Here is a 24,550-nt window from a genome sequence, read left to right on the forward strand (position 1 = left end):
CCCTTCCTATTTAATTACGCGTCTCTATAATTCATTTCAAATCGCCAAGATTTTTGATTTTAGTCTTTTCTCTTGTGACAATCTGAATAACTTCAGGGTAGATATGGCCGATGAAAGCCGCATTCTTAACTTCGTGCCCTTCAAACTCAGCTTCCCCGTTCAATGCTTGCAGTGCCGGAACATGTACAGACATACCAAGATCCATATGTCCATCACGGATTGTGGATAAATTCTCCACCGAAGCACCCGTTTCGGTATTCGTTACATGCATGCCATCGATATATTTGTTCCAGAGGTTGGCCATCTCGCCACCAAGAGGATAATATGTTCCGCCCTGACTACCTGTTCCAAGTATAAATTCTTTCTTTCGCTTCGTTGCATCAGCAGTAAGTTCCGCAACTTCATTTTCAACCGTTAGCCCTTGTTCTTCGTAATATCTTTTCGCTCCCGGATGGATTAAAAGCCCTTCCGCCCCGCGCAGTGCATTTTCCAATGTCATTTGTTGCGCTTGAGCATGTGTATTTTCGCTAGCATTCTCAATCATACTTTTCGCAATCTCATATCCTAGTTCTTCATCAATCGTATCCGTGCTCCCCATCAGAATCGCGTATGCAGTCACAGTTTCAATATCTTCCGTAAGAAAATCATACGTTTCTTTTGGGATTGTAAGTCGTCGATAACCTGAATTCTTTTCAATATGTTCAATCGCTTTATCCGACAGTCCAAGCATTTTTACATCGCCTGCAGATGCTTGGAGGCTTTCAATACTTGCAGCCGGAAGCCCAAGAATACCAATTGACACATCGATATTTCCATCTTGAACACCGTCCGCTGCATCTCCAAAGCCTTCTTGGTATGCCTTATAGTCTCCATCTTCAAGCCCATATGCCTGCAGAATCAACTTCGCCACATTATTCGTTTCACTCGCCGCTGGTCCTATGGCAATATTTTTACTTCCCCCGCCGCATGCAGATAAGACTAGTACCATTCCAATAGCCAAGAAAAATAATACATGTACTTTTTTCTTCCTCACCTTATAACCTCCTTGTTTAATTTCTATTTAACTTGTGGACTTTTTCAAATTAGATGTTAGACCCGTAGATTGCTAAGTTCATTTTACGTAACAGCCGTTTGAAATATTCATATTGTCATCAATCCATATATGGGTTTATATGACTTTGAGTGCAAATCTTTAAATTCAGATAAATCGCCAACAAAAAAACGTCAACCAAGCACATAAATGCTCAGATGACGGTTCTTCTTATATTTTCTACTCTACATTATTGACGAGTACTGTCGCAATTTCAGGGAAAAATGATAGGACGACCATGAAGACTAGCATAATAACAGCGTAGGGTATGACGCCTTTAACGATTTCACTAATCGTATTCGATTTATCCAACCCTTTTAAAACGAACAGATTCAACCCTACTGGAGGAGATATCAATGCCAGTTCCATATTAATCACCATAATGATTGCAAACCAGATTGGATCGAAACCGAGTGCAATGATGATTGGGTAAAGAATCGGCAATGTAATAACAAGAATCGAAACCGTCTCGAGAAACATTCCCAAAATCAACAAAACGATATTGATCAAAATAAAGATTATCCACGGGTTAATATCCTGAGACGTTGCAAAACTCACAATCGTTTGTGGTATTTGTAAAATCGTTAGGATAAATCCTAAGAGCATAGCACCGATTATGATAAATAAAATCATCGTGTTTGTTTTTACTGTTGCTAACATGATTTCTTTTAAGTTACTAATCGTCAAATTTTTATAAACAAACGCAGCAATTGCGAAACTGAAAACGACGCCCACTGCGGCTGCTTCTGTCGGTGTAAAAATACCTGCATAAATTCCGCCGATAATGACGACAGGCAACAATAGTCCCCATATCGCTTTCCTCGATGCCTCAAGCCGTTCCCCCCATGTAGCAGGCACATCTTTAATATGTCTCGTTTGATAGGCAGAAAAGATCATAAATGCTATCGTTAAAACAATTCCCGGAATGATTCCCGCGATGAAAAGTTTTCCAACGGATTCACCAGTTACTGATCCATAGATTATCATCGGAATACTTGGTGGAATCAAAATACCTAGTGTTCCACCTGCTGCAAGCAGTCCTAATACATGGCGCTTATTATAGCCTCTCCTCACCATTTCAGGAAGCGCAACGGACCCTACAGTTACCGCGGTTGCGACACTTGAGCCGGATATCGCGGAAAAAATCGTACAACAGAAGAGCGTTGCAATTGCGAGTCCTCCAGGAAAATGACGGAACCATCTACTTGCCATTTCGTATAAATCCCGCCCGACACCACTAATCACCAATACTTGGCTCATTAATACGTACATAGGAAGCGCTGTTAGCGTAAAGTCATCCAACGACTTATAGGCGATTATAGGGACTTGCATAAAAGCGAATGTGCCTCCGTTAAAGAAAAACATGCCCGCTACCGCTAATAATCCAAGGGTGAATGCGACGGGAAGACCGAGCACTAGAAGGATACCCATTCCTCCAGTAAAAAAGAAACTCATATGTTCTCCCCCCCTTTATGTATGCCGCCATCAATAATTTGCATGATAAATGCAATACATAGCAGCGTCCCTCCTACCGGGAGAAATAACTCCGGTAGGTACATAGGGACACGCAGTAAGGATGCAGATGTCACTCCCAGTTCGAATGTTTTCGCAACGTGGAAAAAGCTATACAATGTAAAAATCACGCTAAATACTAATCCTAATGCGTTTGAAATATATGCTAGAACCGTTTTCATGCGGTCATTCACATTGTTAATCAATAAATCTACTGTTATATGAGAATAGGTCCTAACTGCAAAGGCACTTCCCAAAAAACAGCTTCCTATTATTCCATATATTGATAATTCTGTTGCCCATGAGGTCGGCTTATGAAAAAACGATCGTGAAATTACTTCATAAAATGTCATTACCGTCGTAATAAGAATTAAAATCCCGGCAATATACGCTCCCCATCTAATTAAATGATCAAAAAAGTTGTAAACCCTTTTCACAAGCACTTTCCTCCTTTAAATAAGAGTACTTTTATTTCTTATCTGTCATTTCAAGCAACTCTTTACCCAGATCCCCCGTGTGTTTCGTGAATGCTTCCCGAACCGGGTCTGCAGCTTCTTTCCATTCCGCCAAATCTTCTTCCGGAACGACGTAGACTTCCATCCCCTTCTCTTCTAGCGCTTTAGCTGATTTAGAATCTTCCTTTTCTGCTTGCTCACGAATCCAAACTTCAGTTTCCTTTGCAGTTTCTTCAATTAATGCTTGCGTCTTTTCAGGTAAACCATCCCAATAATCTTTATTGACTGCCAATAAGAATTCGAGGTATGCGTAATTATTAATTGTCAAATACTTTGTTACTTCATCATATTTACGCTGTAACATTGCGGTAGTACCTGATGTTGCACCGTCAACTGTGTCGCGTTGAAGAGCCATGTACACTTCTCCGCCACCCATAAACACAGGAGATGCGCCATAAGCTTTTATCAGTTCGGATGGCAAATCACCAATACTTCTAATTTTCAGTCCTTTAAAGTCAGCCGGTGATTTTAATGGACGTTTATTATTTGCAAACTGGACGTAACCATAGTCAGCAAACATTAACACTTTCGCGCCTTTTTCTTCCATTGCACCTCGTAACTTATCTCCAAATTCACTGTTCACGGCTTCGCCTACTGCCGAATAATCATTAAAGACGTAAGGAACGTCGAATATCCCCATTGCAGGAACGGTTGATGCCCATAAAGTCGAGGAATTCACGACCATTTCGACTCCGCCTGACAATAAGGACTGATTCATATCCTTATCACTTAATAATTGGCCAGCCGGGTATACCTGCACATCTACTTTGCCATCCGATTTTTCAGTTACATCTTTTGCAAACTTTTCAATCCCTATAGAAATATGGTGATCCTGGGGCAAGTTATAAGCAAGACGGATTGTCGTAGCTTCGAATCCATCCCCTTTCGTAGCCGCATCGACTTCGTTTGCTTCATTACCGGACTCACTACATGCCGATAACAGTAACACTGTAATAATTGAATAAATCATGATTGACATCCACTTCTTCATCTTCTCATCCCCTTATCTTTTTTCTTTCAACGTGTCTGATACGTCCCAACGGTTTTTTTGAAGACAAACTCGCGGCATAATCCGCAGCATCCAACAATTTCTCAAAATCCACGCCTGTGTCAATATTCATTCTTTCAAATAAGTACACGAGATCCTCAGTAGCCAAATTTCCCGCCGCCCCTGGCGCAAACGGACATCCACCAATCCCGCTTGCAGCAGTTTCAAATATTCTTATTCCCGCTTGATAAGCTGAGTATGCGTTGGCCGAACCGAGCCCTCTTGTATCATGCAAGTGGATAGCAACCGGTGTATCGCTTGCTATCTGTAATACTTTCCCCATTAAACGTTCTACTTGATCCGGAGTGGCGATACCGATTGTATCCGCAATACTAATGCGATCCGCTCCTGCCTCTTTAGCCTTCTGGACAAGGGCAAGTACCTGCTCTTCCGAGACATCTCCTTCATACGGACAGCCGAAACTGACCGCAATAGAAAAACAGGTTTTTACTCCATCACTTTTTGCTTGTTTAACAACAGTCTTAAACTGATCCAAATTGTCCTCTATCGACATGCCTATATTTTTGTTATTGAATGTCTCTGTTGCGGAACTCACCCAGTTAATCTCCGAAAGCTGATGGATTCGTGCACGCTCATACCCTTTTAAATTCGGTATAAGTGCAATCGGTTCTAATCCTTTAAATGAAGATACTGCCTTTATGACAGCAGACGCATCGGCCATTTGCGGAACTTTTTCTGGGCGAACAAATGATGTTACTTCGACTCTTGAAACTCCGGATTCAACCAGCATTTGTACAAGAGTCGCTTTTTCCTCCGTCGATACAGACTTCGGATCAATTTGTAAACCGTCTCGCGGACTGACGTCAATTATTGTTACATCCTGCATTTAAACGACTCCCTGCTCTTTTAGTCTTTTAAAGTCTTCAATAGAGAATTTCATGAATTCCGTATATATCTCTTCGTTATGTTCCCCAAGAGTGGGTCCGTTCCACTCAATTCCACCTGGTGTACCAGACAATTTCGGTACGATGCCAGGTACTAAAACTTTTCCTCCATTCGGCAACTCAACTTCACACAACATGTCACGAGCTTTATAATGTTCATCCTCAACAATTTCTTGGATTCCATAAATAGGTCCAACAGGCACTGACACTTCATCCAGTATTCTTTGCACTTCTTTTAGCGAGTACTGTTTCGTCCATTCTTCGATTGTCGCATCAATGAACGTTACATCGTCCGCACGTCCTTGATTGGATCCGTAGTTAGAATCGTTGGCAAGGTCTTCCCTTCCAATGGCAGTCATGAGACGCTGAAATATCTTATCTCCGTTTCCGCCAATCACTACGTGTTTTCCATCAGCACATAAATACGTATTGGACGGCGCGATGCCTGGCAACGTAGTGCCTGTTCTCTCCCGAACATGTCCGGTAAGATCGTATTCCGGAAGAATCCCTTCAAGTAAACTAAAAACAGACTCATATAATGCTACGTCTACAACTTGCCCTTTCTTTTCAGAATCTTCATCCCTCGCCCGCAGTGACATTAGCGTCCCTATAACTGCATACAAACCAGCCACCATATCACCAAGTGCGATGCCAACACGAACCGGTGGAAGTTCCGGATACCCCGTCAAATACCGGAGACCTCCAATCGCTTCTGCGACACTACCGAACCCTGGCTTTTCTTTATATGGTCCCGTTTGCCCATATCCTGAAATACGTGTAAGGATAATGGAAGGATTGATTTTCTGCATTTCCTCGAATCCAAGTCCCCATTTTTCCAACGTACCCGGTTTGAAGTTTTCGAGAACTACATCCACTTTTCCGATAAGGGTTTTCACGATGTCCTGTCCCTGTTTTTCTCGCATGTTTACAGTGATTGACTTTTTATTTCTACCTTGGACGTACCACCAGACTGACGTATCCTTATCCATAACACGCCAATTTCGAAGTGGATCACCATTCGTTGGTTCTTCCACCTTAATTACTTCCGCTCCAAACTCTGCAAGTATTTTCCCTGCAAATGGTGCTGCAACTATATTTCCTAATTCCAGAATTCTAATTCCATCTAATGGTTTTCTAGTCATTTTTTGAACCTCCTACTATTGCATAGCTGACTTCATAAATAATGTATAATCGTCTTCAATATGTTGTTTCATCAGTTTTCTAGCACTTATGTTATCTTGGTCAACAATTGCTTGGTAAATTTGTCGATGCTCCGCACTTGCATCTACCACGCGCTTCGGATCGAATTCAAGTATAGCTTTCCGATAAAAACTGTTCACACCTCTTAATTGCGAAGTCATTGAGATAAGAAATGGGTTACCACTTGCACGGACGATTGATTCATGAAAACTGACGTTAACATCATGCACATTTTTCAAGGAATTATCGGACGTTACTTTCTCCATTTTCAATATATTCATACGGATTTCTTCTAACTGTTCCGATGAGCGCCTCTCTGCCGCGTAATAGGCGGCGAGTGACTCCATCTCAACCCTGCATTCATACAAGTATCTGAAATCTTCAATTGAAGGTTCTACAACTGTAACTCCACCTGATTTGTTGACAGACAACAGACCATCTTTTTCGAGCATCCTAACGGCTTCTCGAATTGGACTTCGACTCACTTGCAGTTCTTCAGCAACTTTTTCTTCTATGAGCCTTTCCCCCGGTTTAATGCGCCCGAGAATAATATCTTCTTTTAAATACTCATAAACTTGCGATTTTAAAGTTGATTTCTTAATCTCAATTTTTGTCATAAGCTAATTCCTCTTTCCGTCGACTGTATACAATTATCTCTATAGTCAGAATAGGGTTATTATTTTAATTAGTCAACACTATTTTAATATAGTTAACTACCAGTATCTTTATGAACTATTAACATATTACAAACTAAAAAGACCTTCTTACACTGCCGCAATTGGCACAGTGCAAGAAAGTCTTTTTAGTTATTCAAATACGATGCTTTTTTTAACGTTTCCGCCAATACACGCGCTCCAATATCAAGCGCTTCTTTGTTGAACGTCATATCTGGATGATGAAGCCCCGGACTAAGATCTGCTCCGATGCCAATCATTGCGGCTTTTAAGTTCGGATTATGAATCGTATAGAAATGGAAATCATCACTGCCCGATGTAATAATGTCAGATGCATATCCCTCTTCCCCAACTGTTGCCAAGATAGCTTCACGTGCAACAGTTGTAGCTTCTTCAGACACTTCTGCAGCCGGTGTATAGTCACTCCATGCCAATTCAATTTCCACACCGTGCATCTGTCCAATTGCTTGGATTCCCCGGGAAATACGTTCCTTCAGCTCCCCCAACACCACATTCGATTGTGCTCTAGCATCGATTGCAAACGTCGCAGTTCCTGGAATGATATTGAGACTATCTCCGCCCGCCTGCACTTTTGTCAGTTTTGCTGAGTACGCTTCGTAAGGTGAAAAATGGATTGTTTTCACAAACTGGGCAATTGCAAATAACGGATCAAGTGCATTGTTTCCTTGCTGAGGACGTGCACCATGCGCATCGTCGCCAATGATTTTGCCCTCAAGGAATACAGCTGCCCCGTGATGAATAGCCGGTGTCACTTTTCCATATGGAATTTCTTCCTGTGGACGCAAATGCACACCAAACAAATATGAAACGTCGTCGACCGCTCCTCGCTCAATCATCGAGTTTGCACCATTGCCCTTTTCTTCTGCTGGTTGGAAAATAAATCGGATTCGGCTGCCCAGTTCCTCCTGTTGCAAATAACAAAGCGCACCTAACACCATGGATATATTCGCATCATGCCCACAAGAATGATTCGCCTTATAGACACCCCCGACTTCCTGCCACAATGCATCAATGTCGGCGCGTACCGCGATAATACGATCTCCTTCACCGATTTCCGCGACAACACCCGTTACATCGTCAAATGTATGATGTTTTACATTCATTTCAGTTAATATTTCTGCTAGTTTTGCAGTCGTCTCTACTTCTTTCCAACTCACTTCTGGATAGGCATGAAAATGTTCAAACCATTTTCCAATTTGCTCTTTGATTACCAATTAAAACACTCCAATCATTCTATGTTTCACCGTTATATTATTAAATACTTCACATCTTTCAGAATAACCTATTTTCTAGAAAATATAAAGGGGTGTTGGAGATAGTTATGCTCGGTTAACAGACCGGTATGATTGGTTCAACGCTATATATGCTCGGTCGGCACGCCGTTATGATTGGTTCAGCTCCATATATGACCGGTTAGCGGAATATGTGATCGGGGTAGCAACATATATGCTCGGTCAGCGGAATATATGATCGGTTAGCGGAATATATGCTCGGTTAGCACGCCGTTATGATCGGGTCAACGCATATATGCTCGATTGCTCTCTCTCAAAACCAATAAAAAAGTTGCCCCAAATATCCCAGGGCAACTCCGTCACTCTATTAAATTATAATTTCCATTTCACTCTCGCATAAATAGCGAGCATCACGAAGTTCACCGCGGCACTAATGACCGTACCGTATGCAATTGCTGAAGCACCGTGCGAGTCAATCATCAAATAAATAACTCCGAGATTAATCGCAAAGACACTTATCAAACTGAATATGACAGGCACCATCGAATTGGCTTTTGCGTAATAGAATCGAGTAATATACGTGTTTGCAGCAAGGAAAAACATCGACAGTGTAAATACACGGAAAAGCGATACCGTTAGCAGTATATCCTTCTCCGTCATTTCTCCATATCCGAAGACAAGACGGACAAGTGTATCTGCAAAAAAGTAAGCTATCATAGTTGCCGGCACAAGCAAAGCAACTAAATAAAGCATCCCTTTTTTATAGAGGGCACGGATTGTATCCATATCCCCTTCACCCTCTTTTTTACTGAGGAGAGGATAGATTACGGTTGTTACGGCAGTCATCATTATCGCTTGCGGAAAGCCAGTTAATTTCGAGGCATAGTTGACCGCAGCAATTGTCCCGTCACCAAACTCGCCAGCTACAATTCTGTGAATAACAGCATAAAATTGTAGTGATGCACCACCGAACAAAATTGGCAATGCAATCACCCATAAACGTTTCGTATCAACAGACATGGCAAATGAAGGCTTCAAAGAATAGAGTTTTGATTTTCGAAGTCCTACATATAAGAACACCCCCATTAATAACGCACCAACCAGTGCACCAATCCCATACGATTCAGGACCAAAATAACTTGTTAGAACAACAGCGATTCCGACAAAAGACGCATTATATAGAAGGACTGCTAAACTGGACAAGTTAAATTTACCGTTTACGTTCATTACTCCACTCATCCATGTCGATAACACCAGAATAATAGAAGACGGCATCATCCAAAGGTAAAGAGTTCGCGTCAGCGCAAATTTTTCAGCAGTCATATCTTTGAAAAACAAATGCAAGATAGAATCTGTAAAGATCATCAATATGGCCGTAATCGCAACTGCTGCTACAAGAACCGTCGTAAATGATTTTCGCACGAACAATGCTTTATCCGTCCTTGTAGAATGGTAGACAGATATGAACGCTGTCGTCAACGCACCTCCAACCACTAGGTAAATGAAATTCGGGATAGTATAGGCTGTAATAATCGCATCCGCAGTTGCCGAAGCACCGTATTGATTACTAATCGCCATTTCCCTTGCAAACCCAAACAGCCTCGCAACAATGTTAATAATCGCAACTCCGCCGATAATTTTCATCATTTTACTCACTATGATCAACCTGACCTTTCTCGGCTGAACGATAAATCGACAATAAGTCCTCTAAAATCGTCTCATATGAATGTTGTGAAATTTTTGCCTGCACTACTGTTTCATCAATGACATTGGAATTCTCATCGAGCGCACTCCATAAACCTTTCGCCAATGAATCCGGATTTTTCGGTTCAACCAAAATACCTGCCCGGTCTTTCAACAAATAAGAAAGCCCTCCAACGTCCGTTGCGACAACTTTCGTTCCAGCCGACATTGCTTCGAGCGCAACCAATCCGAACCCTTCATGATAGGAAGGAAGTACAAGCGCATCAGCCGCCGACATCCATATTGCCAAATCCGCTTGACCAAGAGGTTCTTTGAAATGAATGTCTTCAACATCCTTTTCTCGGATGAACGACCGTAACTCCTCAACAAATTGACCGTCTTTCTGCGAACCAATTACGTACAACGAACTATCAGGAAACGACATTTTCAGTGAATCAAACGCTTCGACAAGTTCAAGAAGACCTTTTGCTTGAATCACATTTCCGACAAAGATCAATATTTTCTCTTCTATAGGAAGAGATAGTTTTTCCCTCGCCTCTACTTTAGCTACATAGTTAAAAATGGATGTATCGACACCCATACTCATGACATGAACATTCGCTTCCGGAACATCGAAGTTATTTATCACATCTTCCCGAAGTTTGTCGCCAACAACGATGACCGATTCCGCTTGTCGTAAAATGTTTTTTGTCATATCGGCAATGCGCTGACTCCTCGCAGCCATTTTATCGATATCTCCACCATGAACAGTCACAACGTAAGGAATACCAAACATCTTTTTCCCAATCAATGAAATAATTCCTGTTGGAAATGCATAATGCGCATGTGTTAAGGATAATTTCTTACGATTTTTCATCATGTATAAAACAGAACGGAAAAACCATGTCATGTATTTTTTCAATGCCTGTATTTTCCCTTTTCCAGGATTCTGAATAGCAACCACATCGACATCAAGACCAGCAGACTGAAGAAGGCCAACCTGATTTTTCACAAAAATACCGTATGTTGGATGTTGCATTGACGGATACATATTGCTGAATACGACTATTTTTCTCATTTCATTTCTCAACCCCATCTTTCAATAACCTAACGAGCTAGACCTTTATTTAGATTCAATAATTATAGCATATCATCTTACATTCGACCTCTTGACAGCCAATACCGCAATCCAACACTATTTACTAACCACAACAAAAACACCATTTGATAGAATAGAATCCCGTCAAATGGTGTTTTAAGACTACTTATGAGTATAATACTAGCCTTGTAATGCTATTGTAATGTAACTGTAACCGAATTAAAGGTTTAGCTATGCTAAGATGTTGAAAGATAAAGCACACGCTATTATATGTGCGAAAGGGGAAATTGAGAAAAGAATGAAACGTTTTTTATTATTAATTTTTGCAAGCATACTATTTTCAACATCCATCCCGTCCATGGCTTCAGCAGATTCTGCAACTAATCTCGTAAACACAGCTCGATCATATATAGGTACACCTTATTCATATGGAGGGACAACCACTTCCGGTTTCGACTGCTCAGGATATACGCAATATGTATTTAAACAACAAGGAATTTCCATTCCTAGAACGGCTAGCCAACAGTATGCTATGGGAACATCTGTTGCAAAAAGTGAGTTGAAAACAGGCGACATTGTATTCTTCAATACAAGCGGCAGTGGAGTTTCACATAATGGAATTTACATTGGGTCCGGTCAATTCATCCATTCGTCTACAAGCAAGGGTGTCATGATTTCTTCCATAAACGACCCTGCCTACTGGGGTAGCCGTTATATCGGCGCTAAACGAGTGAATGATTTCACACCAGGTTCTCTCGTCGCATCGGCTGACGTACCAACAGCAGTTAAAAAAGCAGTTACATACGCTTCTCGTGCTGAAATTGCACAAACACTTGTCGATGAACTCGGCTTGAAAAAAACGAGCACTAAATCTTCTTTTTCTGACGTAGCTACAAATCACCCACAACTTGATGCTATCATTGCAGTATCAGATGCAGGTATCTTCTCAGGAAATGACGGCAAATTTGATCCTAGTGGTGAAATGACACGTGCACAACTTGCTAAAGTACTTGTAGAAGCATTTGATCTTAAAGGATCTACAGTTACTTCCTTCAAAGATGTTCCAAAAGATCATTGGGCAAGTGAATATATTAACATTCTTTATCACAATGAAATTACGACCGGTTATGGTGATGGTAATTACGGTCTAAGCGATAAAGTTACTGCAAGTCAGTTCAAGAAGTTCACAGATCGTCTCACTAATTAATTTCTCATTCACCGGATGTTCCACTTAAAGGAACATTCGGTTTTTTTATATAAAAATTCAATTATAGTTATTTATTAGTATAGCAATAATTGGACATCACTGTTAAAATGAATCTACAACTCTAGTAATACAAGGGAGGACACAATGAAAACAATTAAGTGGGCAGCAGTGGTAATGATGATTTTCACACTCGTTTCCATGGTCCCGGGACAATCTTTCGCTAAAACTCAATTCACGGACGTAACAACTGATAAGGAATACTATGAACAGGTCAATTACATAGCTGATCTTGATATTATTAAAGGATACTTAGAAAATGGGGTTTCAAAATTTAAACCGGGTAATAACTTAACACGTGCCCAGGCCGCTAAAATGCTGGTCATTGCTGCAAAAAAGCAGAACATCCCTGCCCCGTCTTTACAGTTCAAAGACGTTAAGCCTGGTACCGAGCAATATGAGTATATAAGCCGCGCCGTTTCACTTGGCTATTTTAAAGCGGAATCTAACGGAAGCTTCAAACCAAACGAAAACTTAAAGCGTGGCGAGATGGGTAATGCACTCGCGGTTGCTTTCAATCTTTCAGAAAAGATTTCAACTGAAAAACCAATGATGCTTACAGATATGAAGAGTCATCAATACGCTGAGCGTATCAATGGACTTTATTATGCTGGAGTAACAAAAGGTGATGCTGGAAAGTTCCTGCCTAACGATTTCTTAACTCGTTCACAGTTCTCTCTATTCCTAGCTCGCGCAATGAATGATAAGTATGCTTTACCCGTTAAACTACCAGATCAAACTTCAAGTACGTATTTTGCAAGAGTGGCAACAAGTGGAGAAACGCTGAACGTACGCTCACTTCCATCAGTGAATGGGAATATCGTTGCACAGCTAAATAATAAAGATATCGTTGAAGTTGTCGGTAAAACAGGAGACTGGTTACTAATCCTTCTGGATGACGGTGAAGGCTATATCAACGGTAAATATACTGTAGAAGCTGGAACGGAAACACCCGATGACAATGTTGTTACACCTGAAAAACCGACAATTCCTGAAGAACCCAGCGTGACTGGCGACCTAATCGGAAAAGTAACGGTGAAAAGCCTAAACATGCGACAAGCTGCTGGCACTAGCTCCCCTGTTATCGCTGCGTTAACACTAGGGCAAAAAGTTGAAGTGCTATCACTCGATGGTAACTGGGCAAAAATTCGTGTGAATTCTAAAACAGGGTTCGTTAGTAAAACATATTTAAAACTACTCAACCAAAAAGGCAATCCACTTGCTAATCGCATCATCATCTTAGACCCGGGTCACGGAGCACATGATCCCGGTGCTTCAAAAAATAAGGTATCAGAAAAAACCATCACGTTAAAAGTTGGTAAACTTGTAGAAGCAAAATTGAAAAAAGCAGGCGCAAAAGTAATTATGACACGTTCAAATGACACGTTCCTTTCACTTGAACAACGCACTGAATTTGCCAAGAAAAATTTTGCTGAAACATTTGTATCGATTCATGTAAATTCAGCCGCCGCGACATCAGCAAAAGGAACTGAAACGTACTTCGACTCATCTTCGAATGCTAACTCAGTAGAAAGTAAATCTTTAGCAACTTACATTCAAAATAATATTGTTAAAAGAGCAAATATGGTTAACCGCGGTGTGAAAGACAATCGTTTTTATGTCATTAAGAACAACAATATCGCAGCTGTCCTCGTCGAACTTGCTTTCATCTCAAATGCAGATGACTTTAAAAAGCTGACGAGTGATGCCTATCTGGAAATATATGCTGAATCAATCTATCAAGGTCTAGTACAATACTATTCAGCTCAATAATAATATATACCGAAGAGAGTGAAACTACTCTCTTCGGTATTTTTTTGTGAATTTACACAAAATTGTTTTGTCCATTACTGAGCCTAATGGTACAATTGGATTACAGACTATTTCGTCATTAGTTCATATATTTATATGATGATAAAATAGTATAAAAAAAGGAAAAGAGGGTTGTACTTTGTCTATTAAATACTCTAAAAGTGCTACAGCAGCTATGCTTCTATTAAGCTCAATTGCTATTACGCCTGTCATGGCTGCCGAAACACCCGTTGCTGCAACTGGGGACTTCTCGATGACGGTTCTCCACACGAATGACACGCACGCAAACCTTGCTACGACTGCGGAACGTGCAGCACTCGTCAAAAAAATTCGTGAAGAAAAGCCTTACAATGTCCTGCTTGATGCAGGCGATGTTTTTTCTGGAACACTTTACTTCAACGAATTTGAAGGACAAGCTGACCTCGCTGTTATGAATTATCTTGGGTACGATGCCATGACATTCGGCAACCACGAGTTCGACCTTGGCTCCTCTGCAGAAGGGCACAAAGCGCTAGTAGATTTCATCAAAGGTGCGAAATTCCCATTCATTAGTGCGAATACTGATTTCTCGGCAGACCCGCTTTTCGATGGTCTTCAATCTAAAACAGTCGAAGCAAAAGCCGAAGACGGTAAAATCTATAACGGAATTATTAAAGAAGTGAATGGTGAGAAAGTCGGTATTTTCGGACTAACGACTGAAGAAACAAAAGACATTTCGAGCCCTGAAAAAGTGATATTTACGAACTATATTGTGGAAGCGAAAGAAGCGGTTGCTGCATTTGAAAAAGCCGGTGTGAACAAAATTATCGCACTTACTCATATAGGATATAATGACTCTGACAATGTCGACAACGATCTTCTTCTTGCTAAAAACGTGCCAGGTATCGACATTATCGTCGGGGGGCACACGCATGTTAAACTTGACGAACCTTTCGTAGTTAATAAGGATACTGAACCTGTGCTTATCGTTCAAGCGAATGAGTACAATAAATTCTTAGGTCAACTTGACATCACATTCGATGATAAAGGTGTCATTAAAGATTATAGCGGTGTCCTTCATGCTGTCGGCGGTGAAAATGCCGCAGTTGACGCAGGCGCAGCAGAACTTATTAAACCTTTTTCTGATAAAGTAAAAGAGACTATGGAAAAACCAACTGGCGCCACGGCTGGCGTATTCCTTAGCGGTCTCCGTGATCTTGGCGGTGTTCGTGCAGGTGAAACCAATCTAGGGAATATCATCACGGACGGTATGCTCGCTAAGGCGAAAGAAATCGATCCTTCGACTGTTATCGCATTCCAAAATGGCGGCGGTATCCGGACTTCAATTCCACAAGGTCCGATTACATACGGTCAGGCAATTTCTGTACTGCCATTTGGTAATACACTTGCATTGATGGAACTAAGCGGTGCAGAATTGAAATCTGTTTTTGAAAGATCTGTCGAGAAGTACCCAGAGGAGGATGGTGGCTTCCTTCACGTTTCTGGAATGAAACTGATTTTCAATCCCGCAGCTGAAATCGGCAATCGAGTCATCTCAATGGCAATCGATGGCAAGGAAATAGAAGCTGACAAAACATATAAAATCACAACTAACGTCTTCACTGCTCAAGGTGGCGACAACTATGAAGTTCTAAAAAAAGCATATGCAGATGGACGTGCCAGTGAACCAGGCTTCTCCGACTGGGAGAATTTCGCAGATCATATGAAATCCATCGGCACAATCAACTCTGGAATTGAAGGCCGTATCCTAGCAAAAGTTCCTTATAGTGATGTTGCCTATGATAGCTGGGCTTATCCTTATGTATCAGATCTATATTACCGCGGAATTTTGAAAGGTACAGATGCGACATATGGTCCGGAAAAAGAAATGACACGTGCACAAGCTGCTTCTTGGATTGTCCGCGCACTTGACCTGAAAGCTGAAGGTTCGGCACCATTTAACGACATCGAAAACTATGCTGCTGATACAAAAGCAGAAATTGTTGCAGCATACGAAAATGGATTGATTAAAGGCGTTAACGGCAAGTTCATGCCTAGTGAAAAAGTGACGCGTGCACAATTCGCGTTGATGCTAGAACGCGCGTATGAAAATTACACAGGTAAAAAATACACAGCAGCTGCAAAAGCACCATATGCAGATTTCGGTAACTATGGCTCGGAAGCAGTGAACGCTATCTCTATGCTTCACGAACTCGGAATCACTACTGGGTCTGACGGTAAATTTATGCCTGGTCAATCTACATCACGGGAACATGCAGCGAAAATTGTCTCGAACTTCATTTACAATGTAAAACAAGCGAAGAAGGCTGAATAAAAAAAGCGACATTCAGCCTCGGAGGGGTTAGCGCCTGAAGTCTAGGTACTGCTCGAGGTTCAAAAAATTATACTGTCTTTTAATTATTGGCCAAAAGCGTTCTTGTACACTTCTCATAGTGTGCAAGAACGCTTTTTCTTTTCATTAAAATGATGGAAGACCTACTTGTGATTCGACCCATCCCTCGTTATACATTCCATCCAATTCCGCATCTTTTAATGGAACAACAATGTACTTTCTGTTGCTATCTCTTATCACGGCAGTAGGGAAAAATTCAGCCTCCCCTATTCCTATGTATTGCTTCCCTGCGAACTTCGTATGATCCACAGAAACTCTTGCGATACCACCTACATTCGTCGAGTCAAACTGCTGCGCTGAATAAAAATTACCAAGTGAATAAAACACTTTCGTTTTCTCTACCTCATCGTATTTTTGCAACACATGTGGATGATGGCCGAAAATTATATCCGCACCAGCATCAGCAATGAGCCCCGCAAACTCCTCTTGCGCTTCCGATATTGTTAATTGATATTCTGTCCCCCAATGCATGGAAACAACCAACACGTCCACCAGGCTTCTAAGTTGGACAATTTCCTCGCGCATCTGTTGCTGCTCAGTGACGGAGACTAAATATTCTTTCCCTTGCGGAATTGGGTTGCCATTCGTGTTGTGCGTATAGCTTAGAACGCCAATCCGAACGCCATCAACTTCCACAATTCGATCTTTCTCCTTGTCTTCACTAGATGTATATGCGCCAACATAGGGCATGCCATACTCTTTAATATTGCTGATTGCTTTCCGCAGACCTGCTTCTTTCAAGTCAATTGTATGATTATTCGCGATCGATACCATGTCAACGCCGGTCTTTTTCAAATCTCGGATAATATGTTTTGGACTGTTAAAGCTCGGATAACCAGATAGTCCTAGCTCCACACCACCAGGCATTGACTCCTGGTTAGCCAGCAAGAAATCAATACCTGTCAGTCGGTCTTTCACGGCCGCAAATGCAAAATCATAATTATTGTAAGTATAGAGCGGATTATGAAGAAGAATATCGCCAATCATACCAATGGTTACCGTCTTCATATCAATCTTTATATCTAGCGTGACCGGTATACTACGTTCTGCAAAATCGGCAGGTACGGTAATCTCAGTGGACTTCTCCCCCATATAATCACGTAGGCTAAACCCGCTTAGAATAAACATTATAATCATTAGCACAAATACTTTCCTTTTCACTAAACTATCCCCTGTCTTGCTAATTTTAGATTTTCACTACTATCTATGTTGAACAAATGAATACGGCGTATACGCTTTACAAGGGATTTTGGGAGGCCACTGAAAAAGCCCTTGTAATTGGAATCAATTAGGATTCCCACTAATACCGCTTCGACGCTTTGTGGATGCCTCCCGCGATACCACGAAGACGCGCCTGCGCTGGATGGTCTATGTGTGAAAGAGCTTTTCATTATCTGTGATGAAATCTGCAAGTTGGAGCACGTCTTTCTTGAAAATAAGTAGTATCAAAAAGTAATCACCTTATAATCTCAGCATATACATCTCGAAATTACATTTCTCTCGATAATGAACAACCTAGCGCAGGCGCGGCAAAGGGGTCGCCGAAGCCGTAAGACTGGATGCGAAGCGCAAATCCAGGCTTATGGCGAAAGGCATCCCCAAAGCGCCAAGCGTTCTTCAATCCACACTCCGAATTACACCTCTCTCATTATGGTGCACCACAGCAAATTCAATGGGATTCTTTAATTCAACATATATATCTAACTCATTATAGACCGGAAGTTAGCGCTGAATAGCGTTTCGTAGAAATTAAAAGACTATGGTAAAGAAAAATGAGACACTTTGGGGGAGTGTCTCATTAATTATATTACTTATCTTTCTTACCATTTTCTGCACTATCCTTAAATTGTTCAACTTGCTGTTTTTCACTCGTTTTTGGTTCGAAGTCTGGATACGGCTTCCCTTCTGGCATTCCCGTAAATCCAGTGTCATTTTCTTTTTTCAAATCTTGCTGCTTTTTTTCAGACATTAAAAACACTCCTTTTTATCGATAGTATTATTAATACCCTAAAAGCCCTTCTTTCAAGCTGAAATAGTGAAAAGGCATTTTGATTTCCAGTTTTCCCTACCTATACACTTTTTCGGCATGCCAATAAATGGATACCATTCTTAAGCGGACTTAACTTTTTTGTGACTATAATATTGACGTAGCTCCACTTTACTAAGGTAAAGAGAAGCACCTCTTATAGTATTAAAAAATTTGAAAAGAGTAATGTTATGAAAACCGCAAGTAATGCACCTATGCTCCAAATTTGTTCACACCCTCTCAGATCAACTAAAACTAAACAACTCACTAATTACCGAAGTCATCCACGACATTATATTCGCATCAAAAAGAACGGGAAATAGCTAGTTATTCCTGGATGTAGTTCATGAAAAGTATCCGGTCAGCAACCTAAAAATAAGTAAGCCTACAATAAGAACCAATGCCCGCTGAAGGCTCTTACCCGATATCTTATCTTCTTTTTTCGCTTCAGCCATCATCATAGCGCCAAGCAAGAATACTGCTGGAAGGAGCGTGATAGTAACAATCGTCATGAAACTTGCAGAAAACACAGGAATTGTAATCTCCTTCTCTTGTAATACGAAATATATCGCTATTGTAATCACGCTTATTAAACCTAATATACCTGCAGTCCATTTTGCCGTTGAAAACTCCATATTTAATTTCTCCTTTTTTCAGTTAATAAAACCATGCCATTATTTGTAGAAAGATCATCTTCCCATCTCCCCCTACTAACAAAGCCATTGGAATTTCTCAGGGACAAGTATTCGTTACTACCTTCGGTGAGCCAATTTGAACGGAAGAATTGCACTGACTGATTTGTTTGGAACAGTTATGTATTGACCTTTTCTATTGAAGCTTGTTCTCATTCTTTTCAGACTGTGCTTCTTTCTCGCTGCAACCAGCAAGTACAAAAATAAATCAGTCTATTATTATAAACAATAACGTCCTCACAATTTGTCTAACCTCCCAAAAACCTACCTATGTAAATCAAGTTTCCTTTTTATCCACATTTATCCAACCAACTACTCTATAATTATCATTTCACTATTAAATTGTCAAAAATATTTTATTATGTCGCCGAAGAAAATGATTAAATAGACCATAGGCATTTAGACTTTCTCAACTATTGTTTAAATGAATCACTTATTTTTAGTGAATTTTATTTATTTTTCAATTAAAAACCATTCTAATTGCACTAGTTTTTTAAACATAATTAAATAACCGTGACTTTCGCATCTTTATTTGAAACTATTCTAAATAAAAAGTCTCTGTTAAAAGATACTTGAAACTAAGATATATAAAAAAAGCGAACAACATGTTCGAAGACTTGTTGTTCGCTTTGCCTCTTTGTTGTTATTCACACCTTAAAATGCTTCATTTCCAATTGGAGATCTTCGGCAAGTTTTGCCAGTGCTTGCGCGCTAGATGAAATCTCTTCATTGACCGCCAACTGTTCTTCTGTTGCTGCGCTTGTATCACCCGCAGACGCAGCCGCCTCGCCACTCAACTGTGCGATTTCGCCAGCACCATAGCTAACTTCGTCTGCCATCGCCTGGATTTCTTCAATTGCGGCAGATACTGTCTCGACTTTTGTTGCCACATCGCCGACAGCGTTCTGAATTTCCTCAAAGACCAGACGCGACTGTTCAGTTGCAGCGATACCGATATCTACGCGCTCGCTGCCAGCGTTAATGGAAGTGACTGCCCGTTTGGACGCGTTTTGGATCATGCTTACCATTGTGCCGATTTCTGTAGCAGAGGTCTTCGATTGTTCTGCCAGTTTTCGGACTTCCTCTGCTACAACTGCAAAGCCTTTGCCGTATTCTCCTGCACGCGCGGCTTCGATTGCCGCATTGAGTGCAAGCAAATTCGTCTGCTCGGCAATAGAAGTGATGAGAGTCGTAATTTTCTGTATTTCATTTGAATGCTGCGCCATTTCCTCCATGATTACAGAAGATTCCTGGATTGTCGTATGAATTGTTGTCATTTGAACTGATACTTCCCCGACTACACTTGAACCCGTAGTAACAAGTTTCGATACAGTTTCCGTTGATTGCAACATCTCTTCATTATTGCTTGCAATTTCTGCAACCCCTAATGATAGTTCTTCCATGGAAGAACTGGATTGTTCAATAATTCTCTGCTGCTTTTCACTGCCCATTAACTGATTCTCGGCCGTCTTAGCAACCATTTCAGAAGATGCTAAACTTTCTTCTGAGCTTGCGGACAATTCTTCTGACTGAACCGCTAACTGTGTAGCAGAAAGATTGATTTTACGTACCATATTTGCTACATCTGTCCCCATTTTGTTGAATGCAGCCGCCATATCCCCAATTTCATCTTTGTTTTTAACTTTTAGTAAATCAATTGTTAAGTTTCCTGATGCAATTTCATTCAACCCATCCGTTACTACACGGACAGGACGCGCGATACCCCGGCTGATGAATGTAGAAATGACAATACCTAGAAGCGTTGCAAAAATAATAATTCCAATTACAAAGATAATTGTGCCCATCATGAAGCTTTCCAACTCAGCACGAGTTTTCTTTTGCTCCTCAAATTGATCCGCTTTGATGATTTTTGCATTTTCCAGAACAAGAGCGCCCACATTTGCCGAAGCTCGTCCAAGTTCCGTCGCTTTACGATCTTTTCCTTCTTGGACATTCAGTACAATCTCATCTTGCAGGTTTAAATATTTCGTACGTGCTACCTCAAGATCTTCCAGTAAGGCTTTATGTTTTCCAGTCTTAAATAAGACGGTTAATTCTTGATACAATTCGTTGAAACGGTTAACATTTTCCGTCCGCGATTCCAAATGCTTATCGTCTTTGAAAAGCATAAACCCTCGCACATCATCTTGGATTTGATTGTGTTTCAAGATGAATTCATCTACCAATTCTACTTTTTTTACACGATCATCCAATAAAAAAGTATAATCTGAGCCAATCCGAATTGTTGACCATAAACTCAGGCCCCCCACAATTACAAGTAATGTCAATATCGTTGCAAAACCCATCCATAATTTTTTCGCTACAGTAAATTTCATCATTTCCCCCCACGATCTTTTAGCCTATTCAAATTATATAACTATTGACGGATAATAGCATTACTTATATACTAATTCGGAATAATTAGAATAATATACCTACTATCTTTTCAGATTAATTTAACACCACTACTTGTTACAGTGAATTATACATATATACTAGCTCCTAAACGCAGTTTACTTTGCGAAATACGTTGTCTTCATTCGCAATTATATTGTTTTCCCAGTATCCGTCTCAGCCAACCATTCGCTAATTAACAAAAGCGCGAGCGGCTTTCTAGACCCGAAAAATTCTGGGGGCCTTAAGGTAAAGGAAGACGTTCTAAATTCATGAATTCGCGTGGATACAGGGGTTGCGGGTTGGGGGACCAGATGTAAATCTCGACGTTACAACTTATCACCAGTACGAAATTTGATAATTTCCTAGGCAATAAAAAACGTACAAAGGAATTTTCTCCCTTTGTACGTTTTCATTCAGTACATTATTTCTGTTTCAATGAATACTTCGCGAAACCTTCATCAGTTGGAGACAGATATTCAATACCGCTTCCTTGTGGGATGATTTCTTTCGCTTTTCCAGACGTTTCAAATGTAACATTGATACTTTCATTCAATGGTGCGAATGCCCAGTTGCTGTCTGCAGACGGGTCAATTGTACCTACTTCAATCATGTAGTCCATGATTGCCTGGCGATTTTCATAAGCGTAATCGATTGAATCTGTAGCATTGCGTACACCTGGGAAATCTCCGCTTGCACGATAGTTATTCGTCACTACGAGGAATTTTTGTTTTGAATCAATCGGTTTTCCATCATACTGCAAATTGACAACTCGATTAGCTGAGTCATTAATCGTTTTTCCATCGTAATCATATTTAGCAGGTTGAGTGACGTCAAAATCATATGTGACTCCATCGATAACATCGAAGTTATACGTACGGAACTCTTCGTTAATTAAGTTTTGTTGTTCTTTAGATGACGGGTCGATTTGGTTAAATTGGCCTGCCGACATTTCAAGCCATTCTTTAACATCTGCGCCTGTCATAACAAGTGCGAACACTGTATTGTCGAATACGTAAAGGTCTGCCACGTTTTTAATAGCAATTTCACCTGTTGGAATTTCAGTGTAATAGTTTGCTCCATTACGACCACCTGCTTTAAATGGGGCGCCCGATGATAGGACAGGCAGTTTCTCGTATTCAGTGCCCTTAATCTTATCTTCAACGAACCATTTTTGTGCATTTGTCACAATTTGAATTGAAGGATCGTCTTTCACAAGAGCAAAGTAACTATTAATTGGTGCCGTAGTTTTACCTACTGGACTGCGCACATACTCGATTGTTCCCTCATGTGCTTCTTTTACTGCATCGATTACTTTTTGAACAACTTTATCTGATTTTTTATCAATTTCCCGCACTGCACCTTTGCCTTTGATAACAGCCCATTGATCGCCTGATTTTTTTAGTTCAAGATCAATGACGCCCAAGTGACTACCAAATTTACCCGGCATCACGACAGGTGTTCCGTTCACTGTTCCCTGTTCCATATCAATATTTTTAAGATCCCCAAAATCTCCAGGGAATACTGCATGGTTATGACCTGTCAAAATTGCATCTACACCATCGAGTTGTGAAATTTGATACGTTACATCATCTTCATCAACAGTATGGATTTCATCTCCCATTCCTGAGTGTGACAAGACCACGATAATATCAGCGCCTTGCCCCTTCATCTCGGGGATGAATTTCTCAACTGTATTCGCTGCATCTTCTACAGTCACTTTACCGTCAAGCAGTGCACGGTCCCAACGAACGATTCCCGGTGCAACAACACCGATAACGCCAACTTTCAACGTATGCGTTTCGCCTATCCCATCGACAACTTCTTTATCGAAAATAGCATAAGGTGTGTACCGATTATTCTTCGTTTTTGCATCATAGACATTGGCGTTCAATACCGGGAATGGCGCTTCCTCCAATACCGAATCCAAATAATCCAAACCATAGTTGAACTCATGATTGCCTAATGTACTTGCATCATAATTAAGTGACTCGAGGGCAGCCAGTGCCGGATGAAGTTCACCTTTTTCAAGCTTGTCTACGGTTACTTTATAACCACCAAGTGGCGTTCCTTGGATTAAATCTCCGTTATCAAACAGGAGATTGTTTGGCTTTTCTGCACGCGCTTCTTCAATTAAGACCGCTGTTTTCGCAAGTCCTACTTCATTCGATACTTTATCCTGATAATAATCATAGTTAACAAAGTTCGTATGCAAATCAGATGTTCCTAAAATGCGCAGTGAAACTGAATTCGTTGGCGGTTCCACATTATATGCACGTAACAATCGATCAATAATTTTAGTAACTTGTACTTTTGTTACGAGCTTCTGAGGTTTTGCCGTGCCGTCTTCAAACCCTTGTAACAACCCGAGTCCGACACTTCTTGAAAGCTCCACAAATTCGTTTGTCTTAAATGAACTTTTGTCTTTGAATTTATCAAGCAAATCAGTAGAAAAAACTTCTTCTGACTTGATCGCCCGGGACGCAATCAGAAAGGCGTGCTCACGTGTCAGCTTTTGACTCGGCTTGAAAGTTGTTGAAGTAGCTCCTTTTATGATGCCCATTTTCTGTGCGGCTTCCACGTAAGGCGCCAATTGTGCATCTACATCTGTAAATTCGAGCGTCTCGCCGTCACTTAATTCAAATTCAAGTGCTTTAACGATTGCTGTGATATATTCACCCCGGGTCACATCTTGCGTTTTCGTAGCTGCATTCGCTTGAGGTGTAAACAATAACCCACTGAATGTGAGTGCCAAAATAACAATCCACAACCCCGTCTTTTTTAATAAAGACATTCGTCCATCTCCCTTATTTTGTATTCATTTCCGTGCGAATACACGGAATGACAAAGTTGTTCTAGTAAGCTAGCCAACTCACTTTCTAGCATATCACGGAATCCGAAATATCCCGCACTGATTACACTCACTTTTTCGAATAATACGAAATAAGCCCCTATTTTATTTTGTTCAAATAGGGGCTTATTATCTATAGT

18 protein-coding genes are annotated in these 24,550 nt (G+C 40.8%); 3 read left to right on the forward strand and 15 right to left on the reverse strand.

Features of this window, described 5'->3' with window-relative positions; genetic code table 11:
• Nucleotides 1-31: 31 nt before the first annotated feature.
• The 10 genes from ACGLYD_RS14555 to ACGLYD_RS14600 form a co-directional block, all read right to left on the reverse strand.
• Nucleotides 32-1,033, reverse strand: coding sequence for a TAXI family TRAP transporter solute-binding subunit (locus ACGLYD_RS14555; protein WP_338655435.1), 1,002 nt, complete (start codon nucleotides 1,031-1,033; stop codon nucleotides 32-34).
• Nucleotides 1,034-1,270: 237 nt separating this feature from the next.
• Complete coding sequence (locus ACGLYD_RS14560) at nucleotides 1,271-2,545, reverse strand: TRAP transporter large permease (protein ID WP_399628723.1); 1,275 nt, start codon at nucleotides 2,543-2,545, stop codon at nucleotides 1,271-1,273.
• A complete protein-coding gene (locus tag ACGLYD_RS14565; RefSeq protein WP_399628725.1) occupies nucleotides 2,542-3,039 on the reverse strand; it encodes a TRAP transporter small permease in 498 nt (165 codons plus the stop codon). Before ACGLYD_RS14565 ends, ACGLYD_RS14560 begins: the two co-directional genes overlap by 4 nt.
• Before the next feature lie 31 nt (nucleotides 3,040-3,070).
• Nucleotides 3,071-4,108: a DctP family TRAP transporter solute-binding subunit gene (locus ACGLYD_RS14570; protein WP_187045633.1), complete on the reverse strand. Its 1,038-nt coding sequence runs from the start codon at nucleotides 4,106-4,108 to the stop codon at nucleotides 3,071-3,073.
• A 4-nt stretch (nucleotides 4,109-4,112) separates the two neighbouring features.
• Entirely contained in the window at nucleotides 4,113-5,012 is a 900-nt protein-coding gene (locus ACGLYD_RS14575) for a hydroxymethylglutaryl-CoA lyase (protein ID WP_399628727.1), read from the reverse strand.
• Entirely contained in the window at nucleotides 5,013-6,212 is a 1,200-nt protein-coding gene (locus tag ACGLYD_RS14580; protein ID WP_399628730.1) for a CaiB/BaiF CoA transferase family protein, read from the reverse strand. It lies immediately after the preceding gene.
• 15 nt (nucleotides 6,213-6,227) lie between these two features.
• Entirely contained in the window at nucleotides 6,228-6,887 is a 660-nt protein-coding gene (locus ACGLYD_RS14585; RefSeq protein ID WP_187045636.1) for a GntR family transcriptional regulator, read from the reverse strand.
• 185 nt (nucleotides 6,888-7,072) lie between these two features.
• Nucleotides 7,073-8,179: an amidohydrolase gene (locus ACGLYD_RS14590; RefSeq protein WP_399628733.1), complete on the reverse strand. Its 1,107-nt coding sequence runs from the start codon at nucleotides 8,177-8,179 to the stop codon at nucleotides 7,073-7,075.
• A gap of 390 nt (nucleotides 8,180-8,569) precedes the next feature.
• Nucleotides 8,570-9,844, reverse strand: coding sequence for a murein biosynthesis integral membrane protein MurJ (gene murJ / locus ACGLYD_RS14595; protein WP_399633256.1), 1,275 nt, complete (start codon nucleotides 9,842-9,844; stop codon nucleotides 8,570-8,572).
• Between the two features lies 1 nt (nucleotide 9,845).
• Complete coding sequence (locus tag ACGLYD_RS14600; protein ID WP_399628736.1) at nucleotides 9,846-10,958, reverse strand: glycosyltransferase; 1,113 nt, start codon at nucleotides 10,956-10,958, stop codon at nucleotides 9,846-9,848.
• A gap of 319 nt (nucleotides 10,959-11,277) precedes the next feature.
• Between ACGLYD_RS14600 and ACGLYD_RS14605 the strand changes: the two genes are divergently transcribed.
• The 3 genes from ACGLYD_RS14605 to ACGLYD_RS14615 all read left to right on the forward strand — a co-directional run bounded on the left by ACGLYD_RS14605 (nucleotide 11,278) and on the right by ACGLYD_RS14615 (nucleotide 16,369).
• A complete protein-coding gene (locus ACGLYD_RS14605) occupies nucleotides 11,278-12,186 on the forward strand; it encodes a C40 family peptidase (RefSeq protein WP_067214046.1) in 909 nt (302 codons plus the stop codon).
• A gap of 144 nt (nucleotides 12,187-12,330) precedes the next feature.
• Complete coding sequence (locus ACGLYD_RS14610; RefSeq protein ID WP_067212187.1) at nucleotides 12,331-14,016, forward strand: N-acetylmuramoyl-L-alanine amidase; 1,686 nt, start codon at nucleotides 12,331-12,333, stop codon at nucleotides 14,014-14,016.
• A gap of 178 nt (nucleotides 14,017-14,194) precedes the next feature.
• Nucleotides 14,195-16,369 (forward strand): 5'-nucleotidase C-terminal domain-containing protein, encoded by a 2,175-nt coding sequence (locus tag ACGLYD_RS14615; RefSeq protein WP_399628740.1) that lies wholly within the window; start codon nucleotides 14,195-14,197, stop codon nucleotides 16,367-16,369.
• Nucleotides 16,370-16,513: 144 nt separating this feature from the next.
• On the opposite strand, the gene ACGLYD_RS14620 is transcribed toward ACGLYD_RS14615, so the two are convergent.
• The 5 genes from ACGLYD_RS14620 to ACGLYD_RS14640 form a co-directional block, all read right to left on the reverse strand.
• Nucleotides 16,514-17,608 carry a CapA family protein gene (locus tag ACGLYD_RS14620; RefSeq protein ID WP_067212189.1) on the reverse strand — a complete coding sequence of 365 codons (1,095 nt, stop codon included), beginning with the start codon at nucleotides 17,606-17,608 and terminating at the stop codon, nucleotides 16,514-16,516.
• 646 nt (nucleotides 17,609-18,254) lie between these two features.
• Complete coding sequence (locus ACGLYD_RS14625) at nucleotides 18,255-18,416, reverse strand: hypothetical protein (RefSeq protein WP_399628742.1); 162 nt, start codon at nucleotides 18,414-18,416, stop codon at nucleotides 18,255-18,257.
• Between the two features lie 401 nt (nucleotides 18,417-18,817).
• Nucleotides 18,818-19,108: a hypothetical protein gene (locus ACGLYD_RS14630; protein WP_187045642.1), complete on the reverse strand. Its 291-nt coding sequence runs from the start codon at nucleotides 19,106-19,108 to the stop codon at nucleotides 18,818-18,820.
• Nucleotides 19,109-19,812: 704 nt separating this feature from the next.
• Nucleotides 19,813-21,504, reverse strand: coding sequence for a methyl-accepting chemotaxis protein (locus ACGLYD_RS14635; protein WP_399628744.1), 1,692 nt, complete (start codon nucleotides 21,502-21,504; stop codon nucleotides 19,813-19,815).
• 479 nt (nucleotides 21,505-21,983) lie between these two features.
• Nucleotides 21,984-24,353, reverse strand: coding sequence for a bifunctional 2',3'-cyclic-nucleotide 2'-phosphodiesterase/3'-nucleotidase (locus ACGLYD_RS14640; RefSeq protein WP_399628746.1), 2,370 nt, complete (start codon nucleotides 24,351-24,353; stop codon nucleotides 21,984-21,986).
• Nucleotides 24,354-24,550 lie beyond the last annotated feature (197 nt).

Source organism: Sporosarcina sp. SG10008 (assembly GCF_044569405.1).
GTDB classification, from domain to species: Bacteria; Bacillota; Bacilli; order Bacillales_A; family Planococcaceae; genus Sporosarcina; species Sporosarcina psychrophila.

Bases quoted from the DNA above. Each gene is read 5' to 3' on its own strand.
- ACGLYD_RS14630 (WP_187045642.1), bottom strand. From the start codon at position 19,108: ATGGAGTTTTCAACGGCAAAATGGACTGCAGGTATATTAGGTTTAATA.
- ACGLYD_RS14585 (WP_187045636.1), bottom strand. From the start codon at position 6,887: ATGACAAAAATTGAGATTAAGAAATCAACTTTAAAATCGCAAGTTTAT.
- ACGLYD_RS14560 (WP_399628723.1), bottom strand. From the start codon at position 2,545: ATGAGTTTCTTTTTTACTGGAGGAATGGGTATCCTTCTAGTGCTCGGT.
- ACGLYD_RS14580 (WP_399628730.1), bottom strand. From the start codon at position 6,212: ATGACTAGAAAACCATTAGATGGAATTAGAATTCTGGAATTAGGAAAT.
- ACGLYD_RS14600 (WP_399628736.1), bottom strand. From the start codon at position 10,958: ATGAGAAAAATAGTCGTATTCAGCAATATGTATCCGTCAATGCAACAT.
- ACGLYD_RS14625 (WP_399628742.1), bottom strand. From the start codon at position 18,416: ATGTCTGAAAAAAAGCAGCAAGATTTGAAAAAAGAAAATGACACTGGA.
- murJ (WP_399633256.1), bottom strand. From the start codon at position 9,844: ATGATGAAAATTATCGGCGGAGTTGCGATTATTAACATTGTTGCGAGG.
- ACGLYD_RS14605 (WP_067214046.1), top strand. From the start codon at position 11,278: ATGAAACGTTTTTTATTATTAATTTTTGCAAGCATACTATTTTCAACA.
- ACGLYD_RS14575 (WP_399628727.1), bottom strand. From the start codon at position 5,012: ATGCAGGATGTAACAATAATTGACGTCAGTCCGCGAGACGGTTTACAA.
- ACGLYD_RS14570 (WP_187045633.1), bottom strand. From the start codon at position 4,108: ATGAAGAAGTGGATGTCAATCATGATTTATTCAATTATTACAGTGTTA.
- ACGLYD_RS14640 (WP_399628746.1), bottom strand. From the start codon at position 24,353: ATGTCTTTATTAAAAAAGACGGGGTTGTGGATTGTTATTTTGGCACTC.
- ACGLYD_RS14610 (WP_067212187.1), top strand. From the start codon at position 12,331: ATGAAAACAATTAAGTGGGCAGCAGTGGTAATGATGATTTTCACACTC.
- ACGLYD_RS14635 (WP_399628744.1), bottom strand. From the start codon at position 21,504: ATGATGAAATTTACTGTAGCGAAAAAATTATGGATGGGTTTTGCAACG.